Genomic DNA, 19,334 nt, shown 5'->3' with positions numbered 1-19,334 from the left:
TTAACTTGCAACGAGACAGCTACACTTGGTATCAATGTCTTTTGAATGGTCCAAATCGTCCAGAAAGACCATCAGAAATACCGTAAAAGATCATCATCAACGTTTTCTTTTTTTCTTTATTAAGAATTAAAGATATTGCAGCACGAGCAAAATTAAGGAAAACCTCACGAATCTTATAACCCATTGGAATATATGACTTTCTGATCATAAAGAAGCTATTTCTAACCAAAAAGTAACGTCGCATCGGGCTATGAACAGATATTTTACGTCCTAACAGATTCAGCCTTGAATCACCAATCGTGTGAGCCATTGACGCCTGATTAGTCATTGCAACGCGATACCCTAATTTTTTAGCACGCAGGGCCCACTCCACATCAATATAATCCACGAACAATGCTTCTTCCATTTTACCAACTTTCTCGTAAACTTCAGAAGAAAAGAAAGAGCCAGATGCAATAACGTAGGTGACATCTGTTATTTCTTCTATTGGCGTTCGTTTAATAAATGGACCGATGTAATTAGTGCCCCAATAGAATTCGTTTGTGTGCGGATCATAAAAAGAAGGACCCAGGATACCAACATTGTACTGAGTATACATCTTACTCATGACGCTGATGAAATTAGCACCTAATACACTGTCTTGATCAAGAAGTAATAAGTATTCGGCACCGCGAGATATAGCATTTTCGATACCAATGTTTTGCGCATGCGAAAGACCCATATTCTCGGGCAAACTGATCAGGACGAAATTAAATTTCTCTGCTAAATCTTTTATCTCTTCGTAATTTCGAGAGCCGTTATCTATTAAAATAGCACTGTCTATTTGGCCTTGCAAAGAAAGAAATTGCTTTTCTAAGCAAAGTATATCAGGGTTGAATGTTACAGTTACAGAACTAATCACGACCTATCACCTATTAATATTTTTTGTATTTTTCAACAGTATCTTTTACTGCATTCAAATAACCATATCCATTTTTTTTATCCGGCTCAAGATACGTACCCTCAGCCCATTCATTCCATGCATTTATGAATAAAAATGGAACATTAGCAGCAATAGATTTTTTATAAAGCTTATCGAAATTATTCTTAAATACCTGAGGATTACTTCCTTTCATCACGAGTGATTTAGTTTTTTTCCTTGGCGTATTATCCCAATCAACGAATGCACCTGAATAATGTGTTTCACTAAAATCCTTTTCAAGGATTTTATCCCAAATTGATTGATAAGATAATATCTGCTCAACGTAATTTGTTTTTAATTTTTCATTAGAAATACGTTTTATTCTTCCGATCACTTTTCGCAATATCGGTTTAAGTTTCCCCATATTGTGTTCAAAAGTACACATTGGTTCAAAATTTAACTCGGCATCAAAATCTAGCTTACGATGATCTTGAGCGAATGAGGTAAGTGTTGACACAAAATGTATATCACCGAAAGACGTTTCTTTTGCCAGTTTCCGCCAATACTGAATCCACTCATTACATTTTTCAAAGCTAGCAGAACGATATAACAGAAATACAGGCTTACCATTATGTTTAATGTATCTTTCGTCTTCGAAAAATGGCTTGAGATAGTTAAAGTGATTTAGCCAGTCTGATTCGTCACCATAACTTTGGGGCATGATAACATCTCGATGACTACCATCCCAACTACGCGTCCATGGCTCGTTAGCCCATGAAAAAAGGAACGGGAGATGTATATCTTTGTTCTCCAGTAAAAGCTCAGCTGGTTTGTCCAGTAAACGCTTACCATTAAACCAGTAATGATAAAAACAAAAACCATCAATATTATGCTTTTTTGCAAGTTCCGATTGCCATTTTAATGTTTCTACATCGAGCAAATTATAATAATAATTGTTCAGAGGTTCTCTGGGCTGGTTATGATTTTTAAAAAGAGGCGTAGCCTTTTTAACATTGACCCATTCGGTAAAACCTTCTCCCCACCATTTATTATTTTCTTCAATCTCATGAAATTGCGGAAGATAAAATGCTAACGTTTTCAAAAATTGCTCCTTATATTTCTATAACAAACTACAAACAAATGAACTGATAACGAAATCAGGAAATAATCCCAAAAGAAGGATAACTGCACCGGCAAAAACTGATGAGAAAAGAAAATAACAATCAAAGCAAACAGGGAGTTGAAGTTAAGGAATGAGTTCTTATTAATAAAGGAATTGTGATTTCTCGATACAATATATCCAAACAACATACTGAGTACAACAACCCCTATACTACCGAAATACAGAAAGGGTAATAACAAGGATGTATAAAAGGCATTAAAATAACCAGCACTGCCTAGCAGAACGAAATCTTGTACTTTTGTGAAGAAAGCGCTTTGGTCGTAAAACTTAGCGCCAAGTATACCTAAGAATGAAAATGGACTAGAAAGCTCATACAAGATATCAGTATCACCGCTATCAATTGCATGAGTAAAAAGTGAGTAACCTGCAATCGCATAATTGCGAGTATTAATAAGGCTTTGACTTAAGTCGCTATCACCTCTAAAAGTGAATATGGCTAATAACAAAATCAAAAATACAGCTAGAGAAAAAATAACTTTCTTCAGAGTCATTTTGCTATCATAGCAATATAATATTAATATTGCTGCCAGCACCGGAGCAAAAACATAGTATCTTGAAATCAAGATACTTTCTTTTCCTACCAACATTAAAAATGAGAAGAATAATATTGCAGATTTATTTTTATTAATCTTCAAATACAAACCATAACTAATGCCAAAAAGCGGTACCAAGGTTGCAAATACAAATAAATAAGCTGCAAATGCTCCATAGTATTCTTTTATTGATTGATCTTTAAATAAACTTTCTCTGTATTCTGCGAACGAAATACCACTCGTCACTATATTTTTAAACAGGAACGCCAGATAAATCAATATGAAGAAGTTGATTGCAAGTGAAATTTTTACCTGCAAGGAAATATTAAAGAGCGATTGATTATTTATTAGATTATCTTTCTGATGAAATCTTGTTGTTTTATTACCTATATAGCATCCTAAGAAAAAATATAAATAAGAAACAATTAGGATCATCAAACCAGAATCAAATGTGATGTAGAGGCTACTTTGTGAAACCCATAATACTAATGCAAAGACAACATACAGGCATAAATAAAAAGATGGATTTCTAGGTCTTCGTTTAATCATCTTGAATTCTTTTCGCTATTAAAACTCACCAGGACAAAAATAGCCGAAACAATTATTTCTGTAATAATCACGCTAATTGTCACGCCATATGTTGGAGTCAGATGCATTAATAGTATAGAAACTATAATATGCATAAAACTCACAGCAAGATATGTTTTCCTGACAACTTTTGTGAAATGATTAGGTATTAACCACCATTGTCCATATACAACGCCCACTGAAACGATAAATGGCAAAGGAGACATCATCAACAATATCATCGACGATATTCGATATTCTTCACTGTAATAATAAAGTGATACAGGGTATCCTATGACAGCCATTGCTACCGATATTAACAATCCGAACGCAATAAACTTCTTACCATACAAGTGCCAGATTTCATTGAGTATTTTTCCTTCACTAATCAATGAACTGACTCTTGGGAACATCGCTTGCTGAACAGGACTCATCAAACCTTGCGCTGCAGTTCGGATTTTATCTGCTGCTGAGAAATAACCTGCCAGCGTCGGGCCACCAAAATATCCTATAATTAATATATTTAAAGTCGTATAAAAACTTATAGTTATATTAGATACAAAAAGGTCAAATCCCTTAGATAAAACCGAATAGATTTCTTTTATTGAAACTCTTGTAAATTTGGCCAATTTTTGTTTTTTTATAAAGAAACAAGCCAAAATACCTGAGATAAACATCCCTGATGATTGGCTTATAACGGCCATATTCATATCTTCAGGCGTTTTTACTAAAAGGAAAATCAGAATAAGGGAGACGAATTTTGCAATGGTTGTACATATTGCAATACCCTGCATTTTTTCAATCCCTTGAAATAACCATACAGGGAATAAAACTGTACCTATTACGGATATCATCCCTAACAGGATCAGATAAGAGTATATACTCGTACCATTAATAATTACATATAAAGCAAAAATACATGAAACTATCAGTAATAACGCTAACTTGGCAGCAGTTACTGCTGTATAAATAGAATCAATTTTGGATTGATTATTCTTATTAACTGAAACCAGTAACGTCGCACTAAAGTTAAAGCCATAATCAACAAAAATTATAATGTATTGTAGCCACGCCTGGACCATAGCTACAATTCCAAAATTTTCAGCCCCTAACACTCGCATTAAATATGGGAGGGTTAACAAAGGGAATAAATAGTTTGAAGCCTGAACAAAAAATAGCAGTATAATGTTTTTTTTCACTGGTATGATACACTCAGTAATGTGAAAAAAGCCTGTATGCTATTTACAGGCCTGAGTAGAAATTAATAGTCTGAATCTTTAAAAGCTTTACCAGCAAGATCTTTCGAAGACAAACTCGGTGAACAATCGTGGCTGACAGGCCATGCAATGTTCAGTTCGCTGTCTGACCATAAGATTGAACGCTCATGTTCAGGAGAATAATAATTAGTTGTTTTATACACAAATTCTGCTGTATCGCTCAGAACATAAAATCCATGAGCAAATCCCTCAGGGATCCATAATTGTTTTTTATTTTCTGCAGATAAATGTACGCCAACCCATTTCCCATAATAGGGTGAGTCTTTACGAATATCGACAGCGACATCGAAAACTTCACCAACGACACAACGGACTAATTTACCTTGAGCATAGGGCTGTAGTTGGTAGTGCAAACCACGAAGTACATTTTTGCTGGATTTAGAGTGATTATCCTGAATAAAATTCACTTCTTTACCAACGGCTTCGTTGAAAATTCGCTGATTGAAACTTTCCATAAAGAAACCACGATCATCACCAAAAACTTTCGGCTCAAAAATTAGCACATCGGGTATTTCTGTTTTAATGATATTCATTAATTAATAACCTTTGATCATTTTCAGTAAATATTGTCCGTATTGGTTTTTTGACAACGGAGCAGCGAGTTTTTTAACCTGCTCATCATCAATAAATCCTTTGCGGTAAGCAATTTCTTCAGGACAAGCCACTTTCAGCCCCTGGCGCTCTTCAATAGTTGCAATGAAGTTACTCGCTTCAATCAGGCTCTGGTGAGTCCCTGTATCAAGCCAGGCAAAGCCACGGCCCATCATAGCCACGGAAAGCTTTCCTTGCTCCATGTAAATACGGTTAATATCCGTGATTTCCAGTTCACCACGTGCTGACGGTTTTAAATTCTTCGCCATCTCAACGACACTGTTATCGTAGAAATAAAGCCCCGTCACTGCGTAATTACTCTTCGGTTCCAGCGGTTTTTCTTCGAGGCTGATGGCGGTACCATTTTTATCAAACTCGACAACACCGTAACGCTCAGGATCGTTCACGTGATAGGCAAAAACCGTTGCACCATTTTCTTTATTAACCGCGGCATCCATCAATTTAGGAAGGTCGTGACCATAGAAAATGTTATCCCCCAACACTAGGGCGCAATCATCGTTACCAATGAATTCTTCGCCAATAATGAAAGCCTGTGCCAGACCATCCGGGCTTGGCTGGACTTTATATTGCAGATTCAGCCCCCACTGGCTTCCATCACCCAGAAGTTGTTCAAAACGCGGTGTATCCTGCGGAGTACTTATAATTAAAATATCTCGAATACCAGCCAGCATCAGCGTTGAAAGCGGATAGTAAATCATCGGCTTATCATAAATAGGCAATAATTGTTTACTAACAGCCATTGTCACTGGATACAGACGAGTACCAGAGCCACCCGCCAAAATAATACCTTTACGCGTTTTCATTTCATCATCTCTATAGTCATAAGATGCCCACTCCCAGGCATCCCGATCATTATTAAATCGCTGTCGCTGTAAACCACTCAGTCAGCATACGCTTAACCCCCACGTCCCACTGAGGCAGTACGAGGTTGAAATTCTGCTGGAACTTTAACGTATTGAGGCGCGAGTTTGCCGGACGTTTTGCAGGCGTAGGGTACGCACTGGTCGGTACGCCATGAAGTTGCTTTAATACCAGTTCAATTCCTGCTTTGCGCGCTTCATCAAATACCAGAGAGGCATAGTCGTACCAGGTTGTTGTACCACTGGCAACCAGATGATAAGTCCCTGCCACTTCAGGTTTATTCAGGGCAACCCGAATAGCATGAGCCGTACAGTCTGCTAATAATTCAGCACCCGTAGGGGCCCCGAATTGGTCGTTAATAACAGACAGCTCAGAACGCTCTTTTGCCAGTCGCAGCATGGTACGCGCAAAATTATTCCCTTTACCGGCATAAACCCAGCTAGTCCGGAAGATCAAATGGCGTGAGCAATTTTCACTTAAGCCTTTTTCACCCGCAAGTTTGGTCTCGCCATACACATTAAGCGGCGCTGTGGCGTCCGTCTCAAGCCACGGCGTATCGCCATTACCCGGGAATACGTAATCAGTAGAGTAGTGAACAACCCAGGCCCCCAATATTTGGGCCTCTTTGGCAATCGCCTCGACACTCGTGGCATTCAACAGCTGAGCAAATTCAGGTTCTGACTCGGCCTTATCAACGGCGGTATGCGCAGCCGCGTTGACGATGACATCAGGCTTAATGCGGCGCACCGTTTCTGCAATGCCTTCAGGGTTGCTGAAATCACCGCAATACTCCTGCGAATGGACGTCAACCGCAATCAAATTGCCCAGCGGTGCCAGAGCACGCTGTAGCTCCCAACCCACCTGACCGGTTTTACCGAACAGAAGAATATTCATCAGGCGCGATCTCCATAGTTTTCTTCAATCCAGGACTTGTAGCTGCCGCTTTTCACGTTCTCTACCCATTTTGTATTCGCAAGGTACCATTCTACGGTTTTACGAATGCCACTTTCGAAAGTTTCCTGAGGCTTCCAGCCCAACTCCTGACCAATTTTCTCTGCATCAATCGCGTAGCGGCGATCGTGACCCGGGCGGTCAGCCACATACGTTATCTGGTCACGATAGGAACCTTCCTTCGGCACGATTTCATCCAGCAATGAGCAGATGGTATTTACCACATCAAGGTTCTGCTTCTCATTGTGGCCGCCGATGTTATAGGTTTCGCCAATCTTGCCCAGGGTTACCACGGTGTATAACGCACGGGCGTGATCTTCTACGTACAGCCAGTCGCGGATTTGGTCTCCTTTACCGTAAACAGGCAGGGCTTTACCCTCCAACGCATTGAGAATGACCAGCGGGATAAGTTTTTCCGGGAAGTGATATGGACCGTAATTGTTAGAACAGTTAGTCACAATTGTAGGGAAACCATAGGTACGCAGCCAGGCACGGACCAAATGATCGCTGGACGCTTTAGAAGCAGAATAGGGACTGCTTGGGGCATAGGCCGTTTTTTCAGTAAACAGCGGCAGTTCAGCTCCCTTGGCCATTTCATCCGGATGCGGAAGATCGCCATAGACTTCATCTGTTGAGATATGGTGGAAACGGAAAGACGCTTTTTTATCAGCATCTAACGCTGACCAGTATTGGCGGCTTGCTTCCAGCAGTACATAGGTACCAACAATGTTAGTCTCAATAAAGGCTGCCGGGCCGGTGATCGAGCGATCAACGTGGCTTTCGGCCGCCAGGTGCATCACCGCATCCGGCTGGTGCTCTGCAAAAATACGCGCCATGGCATTGCTGTCGCAGATATCGGCATGTTCAAAATGATAGCGTTCGCTGTGCGAAACTTCGGCCAGCGATTCAAGATTCCCTGCATAAGTCAGTTTATCGACGTTAATAACAGAATCTTGCGTATCATTAATAATGTGTCGTACCACCGCAGACCCAATAAAGCCTGCTCCACCAGTGACCAGAATTTTCACGTTTATTTCGCTCTTAATGTTATCAGAAACAATTAATTAGTTGCTGTCGCCCAGGTAACAATTGATAAGCTTCCAGGGCGGAGAAACTGACAATCTGCTATTTTAACTTACCTTTACATTCCAAAGTAAATCGCAGATACCGTCGGTTGGATTAAATGCTGCAGGTGCCTGTAAAAGTATCTCTCGCACGCGCTCGTATTCGAACTGACAGCAGGCGTTGTCGAGGTCACGGAGAATAATGTTCATCTCACTCCACGGCAACATCACCTCGTTAGCAGTCCTGATACGCGGGTGCTGCGTAACGGATACATTGTCGCCGATAAGCAACTCTTCATACAGTTTCTCACCAGGCCGCAGACCCGTTGTTTTTATCGCGATATCACCATAAGGGTTTTTATCATCGCGAACGGTAAGCCCTTGCAACGTAATCATGCGGTGCGCAAGGTCGATGATCTTGACGGGTTCCCCCATATCCAGAACAAAAACATCGCCGCCCGTGCCCATGGCTCCCGCCTGGATAACCAATTGAGCCGCTTCGGGAATAGTCATAAAGTAACGCGTGATATCTTCGTGAGTCAGCGTCACCGGTCCACCTGCAGCAATCTGTTTTTCAAATAACGGCACAACTGAGCCTGATGAGCCTAACACGTTGCCGAAACGAACCATACTGAAGCAGGTTTTACTGGATTCCTTCGCCAGCGCTTGCAGCACCAGCTCCGCCATGCGCTTGGTCGCCCCCATGGTGTTGGTAGGGCGAACGGCTTTATCAGTCGAAATCAAGACAAAGTTTTCAACACCGCAACTTGCCGCGGCCTGAGCGCAACTCAACGTACCAAAGATATTATTGCGCACGCCATCAAGTACGTTGAACTCGACAAGCGGTACATGCTTGTACGCCGCAGCATGATAAATTGTGTCGACGTTAAATGCTCTGATTAACCTTTCGAGATGCTCTTTATCCTGAACGTTTCCGAGGATCGGATAGATTTTAACCTTAAAATCCTGACCCAGATTCAGGTTACGCAGTTCGGAATCAATGGAATAGAGGGAGAATTCGGAAAGTTCGAACAGAATAAGCTGGTTTGGCTTATTTTTAATTATCTGTCGGCATAGTTCAGACCCTATAGACCCCCCTGCCCCGGTAACCATCACTGTTTTCCCGTTGATATTACGGGATATCAGTTCCGGAATGGGTGAGACAGGATCGCGGCCCAGCAGGTCTGTAATAACGACTTTCCGCAAGGAATCAATACTTGCCTTCCCCTCCACCAGATCGACCATTCCCGGGATCGAGAGCACTTCGCACGGCAGACCTTCCAGGGTTTTAATGACTTCGTTTTTTCTGGCCCGGCTTGCGCTTGGCATGGCCAGCAGAATTTTCTTCGCTTCGTATTTCTCAACCAGCCAGGGCAGTTTTTCTGGTGCGAAGACGCTTACTCCGTGAATCACCTGACCTTGCAGGGCGCGATTATCGTCGACAAAAGCAACGGGGTAATATTCGTCCATCTGGCTCAGCGCAGGCAGTAATTGACGACCCGAAGCACCTGCACCATAAATAACGACCCGAGTGCCCAGATTCAACCCACGATTCACCAACATCCTCATTCCAAGCCGTGATCCGGCAATAAGCAGCAGACCGAATGAGAAATAGATAAAAGGAATCGTTCTCGGCAAATAGAGGTTGGTATAGAACGCTGCGATAATAAGCAAAATGGACGATATGACCATCCCCATCGTTACTACTAATAATATCTTGGCAGTAATATAACGGATTACAGCCCGATACAGCCCTAATTTAACAAATATTGCCAGAGTAACTAAAATTATTGAGAAAATAAAAAGCCAATGCTCCGTACTATATATCGGAGTCATTGAATCAATACGCACCCAAAATGCAAACCAAAAAGCGCATAAGAGCAGTATAACATCTATGAAGAGAGTAATAATTCGCTTAATTGGTCTGGGTAAAGATATTAAATAATTTAGCATACTAAAAACTGGTCGCCTCACTAAAGCTTGCATTCAGTTTATAAAATAGTACCAGCAGGACACACTGAGTAATCATCTACTTTAGTATTATAACCGCCCACTGTCCCCGCCTGGAGAAACGCTGATTTCCCGATCACAGCGCTGCCCGCAAGATGGACACCAACACCTAAATGAGCGAAATCACCAAGAATGGCATCGTGATCTATTGTCGAGTGGCTATTCACAATCGTCGCCAAACCTAATTTTGCGTTGGCACCCACTACAGCTCCCGCTAACACAACAGTTCCCTCAGCAAGGGTCGCCGATGGACTGACAAATGCAAAGGGGTGTATAAGCGTTACAGGATGAAAATCTAAGTCGAGCAGTTGCTGATAGAGCTGCTCTCTGACTTTATTGTTTCCGATACCAATAGCGACATGACTGACCTTACCAATATGTAACTGTAGTTCGGAAATTTTTCCAATAATCAGCTGGTTAATTACCTGGCAGGCTGAGGTATTATCGTCGAGGAAAACGATATCCTTATATCCCAGCAGTCTCGCTGTCTCGTACAGCGTACGGCCATGACCACCCGCGCCCAAAATCAATAAGTCATGCATTGACGTTGCTCTCTTTGTCTTTAACGCCTGCACCACATTTCAGTGCAACAACGAGAAGCGGGAACCAGGCGATGAGCAGCCCCACAACACCATCAATTTTGCCTGACGCAATAAAAAAGGCGAAGGGGAAAAGCCACAGCAGATTGACGGCAATTGCCAATGATGTCACCCGAACGTGGCTGCCATATTTTCTTGCGAGGATTTGGTAGCCATGGCTGGCATGTGCTTCATAGACCTTTTTACCTGCTACGAGCCTCCTCAATAGCGTTGTCGTGGCATCGACAATAAATACGCCCAGCAAGCATAATTCTGCAATAAAGAAGTGCGAGTCAACTTTCGCAATATGCAGGATCATCAGTCCGATTATTATCCCAAGAAAACCACTTCCGGCATCGCCCATGAAGATTTTCGCGACCGGGAAGTTCCAGACAAGAAAGCCGGCTCCGGCACCAATAAGGGCAAGCGTGAGAGGATAAAGAGTGCCTGGCGCGTCTGTATACGGGTTGATAGCCATCAATACCGCACTACATGCAGCAAAGGTGATGGCCTCCGAGCTAGCTAAGCCATTAATCCCATCCATAAAATTATATAAGTTAAGCATCCAGACCAGATAAACGCAGCCCAGAATCATACCAACCCAGGATAAGGAAACGTCATAACCAAACAGCGTAATGACAGGGAAAGAACCTAAGAAATAGATGCCGATTACTGCCGCAAGGAAATGCATCAACAGACGCCAGCGTGCCGCGATATGGCCGTGATCGTCAAGGAAACCGATGATGGCAACAATCAATCCTGGAATAAATAAACCCAGGAAACTATCCAGCGTCAGAGCGCGGCTGAAATAAAACCAGACTAACGCCGCCAGGAGCGTCAGAACGATAGCCACTCCGCCCCCTCGTGGGGTTGGTACCGAATGCGAACTTCGCTGGTTTGGACGGTCAATAACGTTATGCTTAATGGCATAACCACGAAGCCCCCAGGTCAGCGCGCATGATACTAAAAAAGCGAATATCACAATCCCAAAACTCATCATTATTTATTACCTTCGATATAATATTTCGCCGTTTTTTTCATCGTTTCAAAAAGGGTAATCGGGGGCGTCCAGTTTAAATGTTTCCGGGATTTAGAGGCATCGACTTCCAGATCGCCAAACAGCTGATCGTAAATACTTCGTTTACCAACTGAAGAAAGCAATAACCTGAAGATACCCGTTGGAAATGAGACCAGTTTCGCTTTAATGCCCATTCCTGAGGCAAAGGCATTAATCATATCTTCGGTTGAAGGACGTTCTGCATCGGCGAGTAAATAGAGTTGATTTTTGGATTTCTCATTTACCACGCATTCGCTGATGAAACTGACGACATTATCCAGAGACACAAGCGCTCGCTTGTTCCTGACATTTTTAAATGGCAACGGTAGGTTTTTAGAAACCAGTTTTAAAAGGCGCTGTATATTACCCGGTGCATTTTCACCACAAATCAATGCCGGGCGAACAATGGTGATCGCCATATCGCTTTCTGCAAATTGATTAAGCAGACTCTGCTCGGCTTCTCGCTTGGAAATGGCGTAATCAGAGGTGGGTTGTGGCTCCGAGGCCTCAGTAAATGGGATCCCTGAGGTGGCATTCCCGTTAACGCCGATTGAGCTTACAAAGATAAAATGTTTAACTCCGCTGGTCGCAGCATCGCTCGCTAATTTCATCGTTGCGTCGTGATTGACACGGCGAAATTCCGCTAAAGCGTCCTGAGCATTATCATCAAGGATATGCGCCCTTCCTGCGGTATGAATGACAGTGTCGCATCCTTGCAGGAGATTTAACCAGTTGGTATTGGCTGAGATATCACCCAAGTTGTAAATGCCCTGTTCAGGGTTCTCCTGCTTGCGCGTTGTTAATATCACCTCATGTCCTGATGATTTCAACGTTTGGACTAAAGCAGTACCAAGAAACCCGGTTCCGCCCGTCACCAATACTTTCATTGCCATCCCCTATCTACTCAATCTGATGTTTTTCCCCGCGAAGCCAACAGAAACACGAGAAACTGTATAGGTCACGACTGTTCGTTCAATATTCAATTGTGAATACCAGGCACGCTACCGCCCCTGGCTTAACAGCTACCAGTGCACTGAGCGATGTCTGATTAAATGATTTTTCATGTCTTGATACAGACAAAAACTGGCGTCAATTGTCGTCCTAAACGACCTCAGAAACAAGCACAAATCGTTACAAAACGGTCCAGATTTAAATCAGATAACTCTATGTAATCATTTAATTTATAAAAAAAAACGGCAGTCATCATTTTGGTTAGATATCAACACACCAAAATAATGACTGCCGCTTGTTCAGGTCGAGGCTGTAATATCAGTCGTTAGCGAGTAATTTCTCAATCCGGGTTCTGAACTTCGCCCCTTCCTTCAGGTTGCGCAGCCCATAGTTCACAAACGCCTGCATATAGCCCAGCTTCTTACCGCAGTCGTAGCTCTCACCGGTCATCAGCATCGCGTCAACAGACTGTTTTTTCGCCAGTTCAGCAATCGCGTCGGTCAACTGAATACGGTCCCAGGCACCTGGCTCGGTTTTTTCAAGTTCCGCCCAGATGTCAGCGTTCAGAACATAGCGTCCCACGGCCATCAGGTCCGAGTCCAGCGTCTGTGGCTGATCCGGTTTTTCGATGAACTCAACGATGCGGCTCACCTGCCCTTCCGTCTCCAGCGGCTCTTTCGTCTGAATTACGGAATACTCAGAGAGGTCGCCTTTCATGCGTTTTGCCAGCACCTGGCTACGACCCGTTTCATTGAAACGAGCCACCATTGCCGCCAGGTTATAGCGCAGCGGATCGGCAGACGCGGTATCGATAATGATATCCGGAAGAACAACGATAAACGGATTGTCACCCACAACCGGACGGGCACACAGAATAGAGTGGCCCAGGCCTAGCGGCTGCGCCTGACGCACGTTCATGATGGTCACACCAGGCGGACAAATAGACTGCACTTCAGCCAGCAGCTGACGCTTAACGCGCTGCTCAAGCAACGCTTCGAGTTCGTAAGAGGTGTCGAAGTGGTTTTCTACCGCATTCTTGGACGAGTGCGTAACCAGGACGATTTCTTTGATCCCTGCAGCAACAATTTCGTCGACAATGTACTGAATCATTGGCTTATCGACGATCGGCAGCATCTCTTTAGGAATGGCTTTTGTGGCGGGCAGCATATGCATGCCCAGGCCTGCTACCGGAATGACTGCTTTCAAATTAATCATTATTTCTTCCACCTTAAAATGGTTGACGAATTATAGCTCTTAAACCTGTTTTCGCCAGCATGATTTGCCGTAATCCTCAGGTAATGTTACGCCTTAGCCCTACAAATTTCTGTAGTTGTAATCTGATTCGATCTCGCTTTTAAGCCAGGAATCGTCTTAAAAGAGATTATTGTCGATTATCTGTGCGGAAGCGCAAAGTTCAGCCTTTCCACATTTATTACCTGCTGGTCGACCCGGTCAATATCCACCGAACTCTGCCCCTTCTCATTTACAGCTTTTATGTTCGCCAGCGACAGCAACGTCTCGTCTTTCGCCATAAACTTGCCCCGCACATCCTTGCGCAGGTCGAAGTTGATCTTCAGGGCAGGACCCACGGCGGCTTCCTGCATCACATTGATATTTCGTAAGAAAAGATGCTGCGGTTTGTTGTGCAGTTCCAGCGTTGCACGCTGCATTTCCACATTGGTTATCGCCACAAACGAGGTAGCGTTACCGGATGAAATCTGTATTCCGCGCAATTTATATGCAAGCTGGCGGTTATCGAGGTGAATATTATTGAGCTTGAAGTTCTGCGGGATGGACAAATAATCGCCTTTTATTACCCCATAGCCGATCAACATTCCTGCACTGTTAACCATGTCGACATTATCAATAATGAAATTATCACAGCCATAAATGGCCACAGTGGCGTTGTCTATTCCCGCTTTTTTACTGAAGTCGGGAGTAATATTTTTGGCTTTGATATTACGAATAACAAAATGCTTACCGTTTTCAACGTGCACCAGCTGGCGACAGTTGCTGCCGGTGATGTTTGCCACCACGAAGTTCTTAACGGTTTGTTTTTCCGGGTAATCGTTGTCGTAGGTGCTGCCGGCGAGGCCAATGCCGATGCCCCAGTTGATTTTGCCGTTGGTGCAGTTGATGTTGTCGATAACATGGTCGGAGATCAGGATATTGCGATCGTTGATGGCGACGTTCCACTCGATCGCATCGCCCTGCAGATGGCTAAATTTGCTGTTGGTGATGCGGGCGCCATCCACCTGGTTATGGAAACCCTGGCGCAGAATGGCGTAGTTGGCCTGGCTCACGCTAATGTTATCAATCAGCAGATTGCGCATCACGCTGGGTTTCTTGCCGCCGATATAGATCTGCGTCACAGGCCCAAACCCGCTCATGGCCAGCCCTTTAATTACGCAGTCGGAGCCACGTACATCGAGAGTGATATTCTCTGTACGGCCAGCGCCTTCGCCTATCACCTTGCTGCCTTCCTGCAGCACAAAGCGGCCGCGCCCGTTACCGGTTAACGCGCCGCGGATCAGCAGCGTTTTACCGTCGGGAATGAAAATACCCGTGTTGATGTTTTCACAGGTGAGCCCGGCAGGGACCACAACCGTGTCCCCGTCATTAAACGCCTGCTTAAAGGCCGCGATCCAGTCGTTATTATTGTACTGTTTAACAGAGACCGTTTTTCCAGCAGCCGCTCGCGCAATGCGGGACGACAGCAGCGGCGTGGCCGCCAGAACGGACAGAGACGAGACAAAGGTGCGTCGGGTAATCTTTTTCAGCATACATCCTCGGCGTTACAACGTTTGCAGCAGGCTGGCTAACTGACGGTTAATCACCTGCTGGTTAAAATCGGCTTCAACTTTTTGTCGGGCATTCTGCAGCACGGGCTCCAGCGCCTGCTGGTCGATGTCGCTGAAAGCAGCTAACCGATCGGCGAGCGCCATGGCGTTATTCTCGGGCACCAGCCAGCCGGAATGGTCAGACTTAATCAGCTCCGGGATCCCGCTGTGCAGGGTCGATACCACCGGTATACCCACGGCCATCGCCTCCATCAGCGCCACCGGAATGCCTTCCATATCACCATCGGCACCCGTTACGGAGGGCAGCAGAAACACATCTGCCTCATCAAGCATGGCCTTGACCTCGTGGCTCGGCTTGAAGCCCGGCATCTCTATGACATCTTCCAGCTGATACTGTTCGATAAGCGTGCGCAGACGACGCTCCCACGGCCCAATCCCGAGAATGCGGTAGTGGAAATCCACCCCACGCGCTTTCAGCTGGCGGCAGGCTTCAATCGCCACATGCAGCCCTTTCTTCTCGGTCAGACGCGCGACGGAGATGATCTGAAGCGGTTTGCCCGGCACCTTCACCGGACGGCGGGTAAAGCGCGTTAAATCCACGCCCATGCGCGAAACGGCAATTTTCTCTCCCGGGCAGCCCATGTTTTTCAGGCGTCTGGCCCACAGTTCGCTGATCGGCAGCATCATGTCGCCACGCCGGAAAAGCTGCTGGTATTCCGGGGTGTAGTGGTTCAGCACTTCGCGGCTGGAGATGTCGATACCGTGGAAAATGGTCGCAATTTTACCGTCAATTACGCCCAGTTCGCGCAGCTTCGCGGCGGTGACGCCTGCCGGGCCAAAGTGGGCGATAAACACATCGGCACGATACGGCTGCGCCGTTTGCCCGCAGATGGCCGACAGGATCAGATTGCGTGATTCTGATCCATAGCGGGAGACATTCAGCGCCCGCCACGTCGACGCGCGATGGATCCCACGTAAGGTCTGGCTGGCGCGGTGGCGCAGCTTACTCAGCTTCCCGGACGGCTCATCCTGCAGCCAGCGGGTTTTTGCCTCCAGCCCATACTGGGTATACGCCGCATGGGTGTTTTGGGTATCGCCCTTTTGCAGGGCGATAATCTCCACGTCATATCCCATATCGATAAACGCGGTGATTTGGTTCAGAACAAACGTTTCGGACGACAGGGGAAATTTCAGTAAGAAGAAACCGACCTTCATTTCCCCTCCCGTACGCGATCGAGTACCGATTTCACCATCCCAATGCCCTTCTCGCGCTCGGCTTTCACCGCAACCGCCAGACGTTCATTGATCGCAGGCAGTTGGCCAAGCGTGTCCCCCACCATCGCACCGAGCGATCCGTCCAGCAGATAACGAATATCCACCGCCATTTCCGGCATACCGAGCTGCTGCATAATCCCGGCGGACTTGTGCTCATAGTTAATGGCAATGGCCGGCGTGCCAAAGTTCATGGAGATAATGGCCGAGTGCAGTCGGGTGCCCACCGTCAGATCGCAGGCGGAGAGCAACTTGCCCATCTCCAGGTCGTTCAGTTCATCCATCACCACGTGATAGCGGGACGGATCGTTCACAAGATTGCGCAGGTTTAGCGCCACCATACGGTCGTCTTTGTTGTAACTGTCGATACCGGTGCAGGTTGAGAGCGCCAGCACCTGGTAGCCGCTGTCCAGCACGCGGTTCACCACGTCGGCGAAGGCTTTCTCATACGCCGCCTGGGTAGTGCCAAGACGTTTATCAAATGGCGCGAGTTCGCGCAGGGTGATGGCGACGGTTTTCTGTTTCGCCGCCACGTCGAGCCAGTGCTGTACCGCGTAGCTCGGCTGGAAATTATCGACCTGGTGATCCACCAGCCAGGCGGTGTCCACGCCGTGCTCAACTTTTGACGTGTCAATCTCGCTGCGCTTCATCATCTCAAGGCTGACCGACTCGCGCAGGATCAGCGCGTCGCAATGACCAAACACGTAATTCGCCAGCTGGTTAAACTGCGGATCCTGGAATGGCCCCACGCTGTGGCCAATCATAAACAGCGGCTTTTTCGCCATGAACGTGCAGAGCGCATGCTCAAACTGCGGCACGCCGTAGAGATCGACGAAGAACGAACCGCCGACCTGGATAATGGCGTCATAGCCGGACAGAAGACGAACAAAGTCGGTGAAGCCCTGCGCGATGGCGATGTTGCGCAGCTTGCCGGTATCGGTCACACGGGAAAGCAGCACCTGATGCTGGTAGCGACGACGCAGCACTTTTTTCACGCGCCCCATTACGCCCGCGGCGTTGTTGTGCTGTTTCATCTGGCTGTAGAGCGGGTCGCCCATCACCGGGCGGTTCAGTAACCAGGATGAGCTGACCGGATAACGGCTCATCACGTCCACTTCGGTCTCAGGCTTAAGGGTGTTAATTGCATCCAGTAAACCGCGCAGGATGGCGCTGTCGCCACGGTTGCCGCAGGTATGGTTGCCAAGAATTAATAATTTCATAATGGCCTCTTAAATAACTAGCCTGCGCGAAGCAGCGTTTTCATTTTTTCGTTACGGCAAAACTGGCGCTTCATCTCAACGACCAGCGCATTGCGCGACAGCACAATCATCACGCCAAATGCCAGCGCCCCCGCGGCAACCTGCACCGCCAGCAGCGCGGCCAGCGGCAGATGCCCGCTGAGGATAATGCCCAGGCCGTAGCTCACCGCCAGGGTTGGCAATGAGAGATAGAACGGCAGCCACAGGCTCAGGATGTACTGACGGTAGCTGGAGCCCAGCACCGGCTTGATCATGATGAAGTAGCTCAGAACGGTATTGACGATCTGCACCAGCAGGAAGCCCAGCGTCACGCCAATGGCGCCCGCCATGTGCCCGCCGACGATAATTGCCGGAATAAACAGGAAGGTTTTGAACACGTTGAACTTAAAGCTGATGTCCACGCGCGCTTTTGCCATCAGCAGGGAGCCAATCGGGTTCCCCACGGAGCGCAGCAGCCCCACCACGCACAGCAGCTGCAGGATCGGGATGATGCCGTTCCATTTCTCACCAAACACCAGCGGTACGAAGTTGCTGGACACCACCATCAGCCCCAGCAGCACCGGGAAGTTGATGATTCCCACCACCGAAAGCAGCTTGTAAAAGTTAATGCGCAGCTTTTCGGTGTCGTCCTGAATCTTGGCAAACGCCGGGAACAGCACGCGGGTGATGATCGGGTTCAGCTTCATCGGCGGGACCACCGCAACGTTGTAGGCCAGGTTGTAGCCCCCCGCCACGCTCGCGCCAAGAATACGTGCCAGCACCAGCGTCGAGAGGTTGGTGTTCACGTAGTTGATAATGCTGTCCGCCGTCAGCCACGCGCCAAAGCGCAGGTTGGACGAGACGGACGCAAGAGAGAAATGCAGCCCCGGGCGGTAAATTTTACGCCCAAAGTAGCCGAACAGCAGCGTACGTACGGCAGAGTTAACCAGGTATCCCAGAATAGCGGTCATCGCCAGCGGCCAGAAATGGGCGCTCACCACGGTGAAGGTAAAGCCCGCCAGAACGGCGCTGGTCTCAATCATGCCTATCTTGTTGAACTCCAGCTCTTTCTGCATCAGCGCGCGGAACTGCTGTCCGTGCGGGATCACCACGAAAGCAAACGACAGCGTGCGCATCAGCGGAGCGAGATCCGGGTTGTGCAGCACGCTGGCGATGGTATCGCTCAGCAGGAACACCAGTACAAACACGAAAATCCCCAGCCCTACGTTCAGCCAGTAGAGCGTGGTCAGCTCCAGATGGCTAATCTCTTTGCGCTGGATAATCGAGTTGGCAATACCAAAGTCAGACAGCGTATCGGCCAGCGCAATGATCACCAGCGAGACGGTCAGCAGGCCGAACTGGTGATTATCGATAATGCGCGCCAGCACCGTCATCTGCACCAGACCGAGGCCAATGATGACGATGGTCGCCATCGCTGACCACTTGGCGCCGCTGATGGTTTTTTCACGTAAGCTCAT

At 46.5% G+C, this 19,334-nt stretch carries 17 protein-coding genes; all 17 read right to left on the bottom strand.

The window, feature by feature from the left end; translation table 11 throughout:
* Nucleotides 1-31: 31 nt before the first annotated feature.
* Nucleotides 32-901, bottom strand: a complete 870-nt coding sequence (locus tag CWR52_RS20320; protein ID WP_104950567.1) for a rhamnosyltransferase — start codon at nt 899-901, stop codon at nt 32-34.
* 13 nt (nt 902-914) lie between these two features.
* Nucleotides 915-2,003, bottom strand: a complete 1,089-nt coding sequence (locus CWR52_RS20315) for a glycoside hydrolase family 99-like domain-containing protein (RefSeq protein ID WP_104950566.1) — start codon at nt 2,001-2,003, stop codon at nt 915-917.
* Nucleotides 2,000-3,166: an O-antigen polymerase gene (locus CWR52_RS20310; RefSeq protein ID WP_104950565.1), complete on the bottom strand. Its 1,167-nt coding sequence runs from the start codon at nt 3,164-3,166 to the stop codon at nt 2,000-2,002. The genes CWR52_RS20315 and CWR52_RS20310 overlap by 4 nt, the downstream gene beginning before the upstream one ends.
* Nucleotides 3,163-4,383 carry an oligosaccharide flippase family protein gene (locus CWR52_RS20305; protein ID WP_161566070.1) on the bottom strand — a complete coding sequence of 407 codons (1,221 nt, stop codon included), beginning with the start codon at nt 4,381-4,383 and terminating at the stop codon, nt 3,163-3,165. Before CWR52_RS20305 ends, CWR52_RS20310 begins: the two co-directional genes overlap by 4 nt.
* 62 nt (nt 4,384-4,445) lie before the next feature.
* Nucleotides 4,446-4,994 (bottom strand): dTDP-4-dehydrorhamnose 3,5-epimerase, encoded by a 549-nt coding sequence (rfbC, locus tag CWR52_RS20300; protein ID WP_041909150.1) that lies wholly within the window; start codon nt 4,992-4,994, stop codon nt 4,446-4,448.
* 3 nt (nt 4,995-4,997) lie between these two features.
* Nucleotides 4,998-5,876, bottom strand: coding sequence for a glucose-1-phosphate thymidylyltransferase RfbA (gene rfbA / locus CWR52_RS20295; RefSeq protein WP_041909149.1), 879 nt, complete (start codon nt 5,874-5,876; stop codon nt 4,998-5,000).
* A gap of 52 nt (nt 5,877-5,928) precedes the next feature.
* Entirely contained in the window at nt 5,929-6,828 is a 900-nt protein-coding gene (gene rfbD, locus CWR52_RS20290; protein ID WP_104950563.1) for a dTDP-4-dehydrorhamnose reductase, read from the bottom strand.
* Entirely contained in the window at nt 6,828-7,913 is a 1,086-nt protein-coding gene (rfbB, locus tag CWR52_RS20285) for a dTDP-glucose 4,6-dehydratase (RefSeq protein ID WP_104950562.1), read from the bottom strand. The genes rfbD and rfbB overlap by 1 nt, the downstream gene beginning before the upstream one ends.
* 102 nt (nt 7,914-8,015) lie before the next feature.
* Nucleotides 8,016-9,902, bottom strand: a complete 1,887-nt coding sequence (locus tag CWR52_RS20280) for a polysaccharide biosynthesis protein (protein WP_104950561.1) — start codon at nt 9,900-9,902, stop codon at nt 8,016-8,018.
* 38 nt (nt 9,903-9,940) lie between these two features.
* On the bottom strand, nt 9,941-10,501 hold the full coding sequence (locus CWR52_RS20275; RefSeq protein WP_104950560.1) for a sugar O-acyltransferase: 561 nt from the start codon (nt 10,499-10,501) through the stop codon (nt 9,941-9,943).
* Nucleotides 10,494-11,537, bottom strand: a complete 1,044-nt coding sequence (locus tag CWR52_RS20270; protein WP_104950559.1) for an MraY family glycosyltransferase — start codon at nt 11,535-11,537, stop codon at nt 10,494-10,496. Before CWR52_RS20270 ends, CWR52_RS20275 begins: the two co-directional genes overlap by 8 nt.
* Entirely contained in the window at nt 11,537-12,481 is a 945-nt protein-coding gene (locus CWR52_RS20265; RefSeq protein ID WP_167467786.1) for an NAD-dependent epimerase/dehydratase family protein, read from the bottom strand. The genes CWR52_RS20270 and CWR52_RS20265 overlap by 1 nt, the downstream gene beginning before the upstream one ends.
* 382 nt (nt 12,482-12,863) lie before the next feature.
* The gene (gene galF, locus CWR52_RS20260) at nt 12,864-13,760 is read right to left on the bottom strand and encodes a GalU regulator GalF (protein ID WP_104950557.1); all 897 of its coding nucleotides are present in this window, start codon (nt 13,758-13,760) and stop codon (nt 12,864-12,866) included.
* A 176-nt stretch (nt 13,761-13,936) separates the two neighbouring features.
* Complete coding sequence (wcaM, locus tag CWR52_RS20255) at nt 13,937-15,328, bottom strand: colanic acid biosynthesis protein WcaM (RefSeq protein ID WP_104950556.1); 1,392 nt, start codon at nt 15,326-15,328, stop codon at nt 13,937-13,939.
* Between the two features lie 12 nt (nt 15,329-15,340).
* Nucleotides 15,341-16,561, bottom strand: a complete 1,221-nt coding sequence (gene wcaL / locus CWR52_RS20250) for a colanic acid biosynthesis glycosyltransferase WcaL (protein ID WP_104950555.1) — start codon at nt 16,559-16,561, stop codon at nt 15,341-15,343.
* On the bottom strand, nt 16,558-17,838 hold the full coding sequence (gene wcaK, locus CWR52_RS20245; RefSeq protein WP_104950554.1) for a colanic acid biosynthesis pyruvyl transferase WcaK: 1,281 nt from the start codon (nt 17,836-17,838) through the stop codon (nt 16,558-16,560). Before wcaK ends, wcaL begins: the two co-directional genes overlap by 4 nt.
* 17 nt (nt 17,839-17,855) lie before the next feature.
* Complete coding sequence (wzxC, locus tag CWR52_RS20240; protein WP_025913264.1) at nt 17,856-19,334, bottom strand: colanic acid undecaprenyl disphosphate flippase WzxC; 1,479 nt, start codon at nt 19,332-19,334, stop codon at nt 17,856-17,858.

Source organism: Enterobacter sp. SGAir0187 (genome assembly GCF_002952735.2).
GTDB classification, from domain to species: Bacteria; Pseudomonadota; Gammaproteobacteria; order Enterobacterales; family Enterobacteriaceae; genus Enterobacter; species Enterobacter quasiroggenkampii.
Note: the sequence above shows the minus strand (reverse complement) of the source record. Positions and strands in the feature narration are given on the sequence as shown.

Excerpts from the sequence above, each read along its gene's own strand:
- CWR52_RS20310 (WP_104950565.1), bottom strand. The coding sequence starts at position 3,166 with ATGATTAAACGAAGACCTAGAAATCCATCTTTTTATTTATGCCTGTAT.
- rfbC (WP_041909150.1), bottom strand. The coding sequence starts at position 4,994 with ATGAATATCATTAAAACAGAAATACCCGATGTGCTAATTTTTGAGCCG.
- rfbA (WP_041909149.1), bottom strand. The coding sequence starts at position 5,876 with ATGAAAACGCGTAAAGGTATTATTTTGGCGGGTGGCTCTGGTACTCGT.
- rfbD (WP_104950563.1), bottom strand. The coding sequence starts at position 6,828 with ATGAATATTCTTCTGTTCGGTAAAACCGGTCAGGTGGGTTGGGAGCTA.
- CWR52_RS20280 (WP_104950561.1), bottom strand. The coding sequence starts at position 9,902 with ATGCTAAATTATTTAATATCTTTACCCAGACCAATTAAGCGAATTATT.
- CWR52_RS20275 (WP_104950560.1), bottom strand. The coding sequence starts at position 10,501 with ATGCATGACTTATTGATTTTGGGCGCGGGTGGTCATGGCCGTACGCTG.
- CWR52_RS20270 (WP_104950559.1), bottom strand. The coding sequence starts at position 11,537 with ATGATGAGTTTTGGGATTGTGATATTCGCTTTTTTAGTATCATGCGCG.
- CWR52_RS20265 (WP_167467786.1), bottom strand. The coding sequence starts at position 12,481 with ATGAAAGTATTGGTGACGGGCGGAACCGGGTTTCTTGGTACTGCTTTA.
- galF (WP_104950557.1), bottom strand. The coding sequence starts at position 13,760 with ATGATTAATTTGAAAGCAGTCATTCCGGTAGCAGGCCTGGGCATGCAT.
- wcaM (WP_104950556.1), bottom strand. The coding sequence starts at position 15,328 with ATGCTGAAAAAGATTACCCGACGCACCTTTGTCTCGTCTCTGTCCGTT.
- wcaL (WP_104950555.1), bottom strand. The coding sequence starts at position 16,561 with ATGAAGGTCGGTTTCTTCTTACTGAAATTTCCCCTGTCGTCCGAAACG.
- wcaK (WP_104950554.1), bottom strand. The coding sequence starts at position 17,838 with ATGAAATTATTAATTCTTGGCAACCATACCTGCGGCAACCGTGGCGAC.
- wzxC (WP_025913264.1), bottom strand. The coding sequence starts at position 19,334 with ATGAGCTTACGTGAAAAAACCATCAGCGGCGCCAAGTGGTCAGCGATG.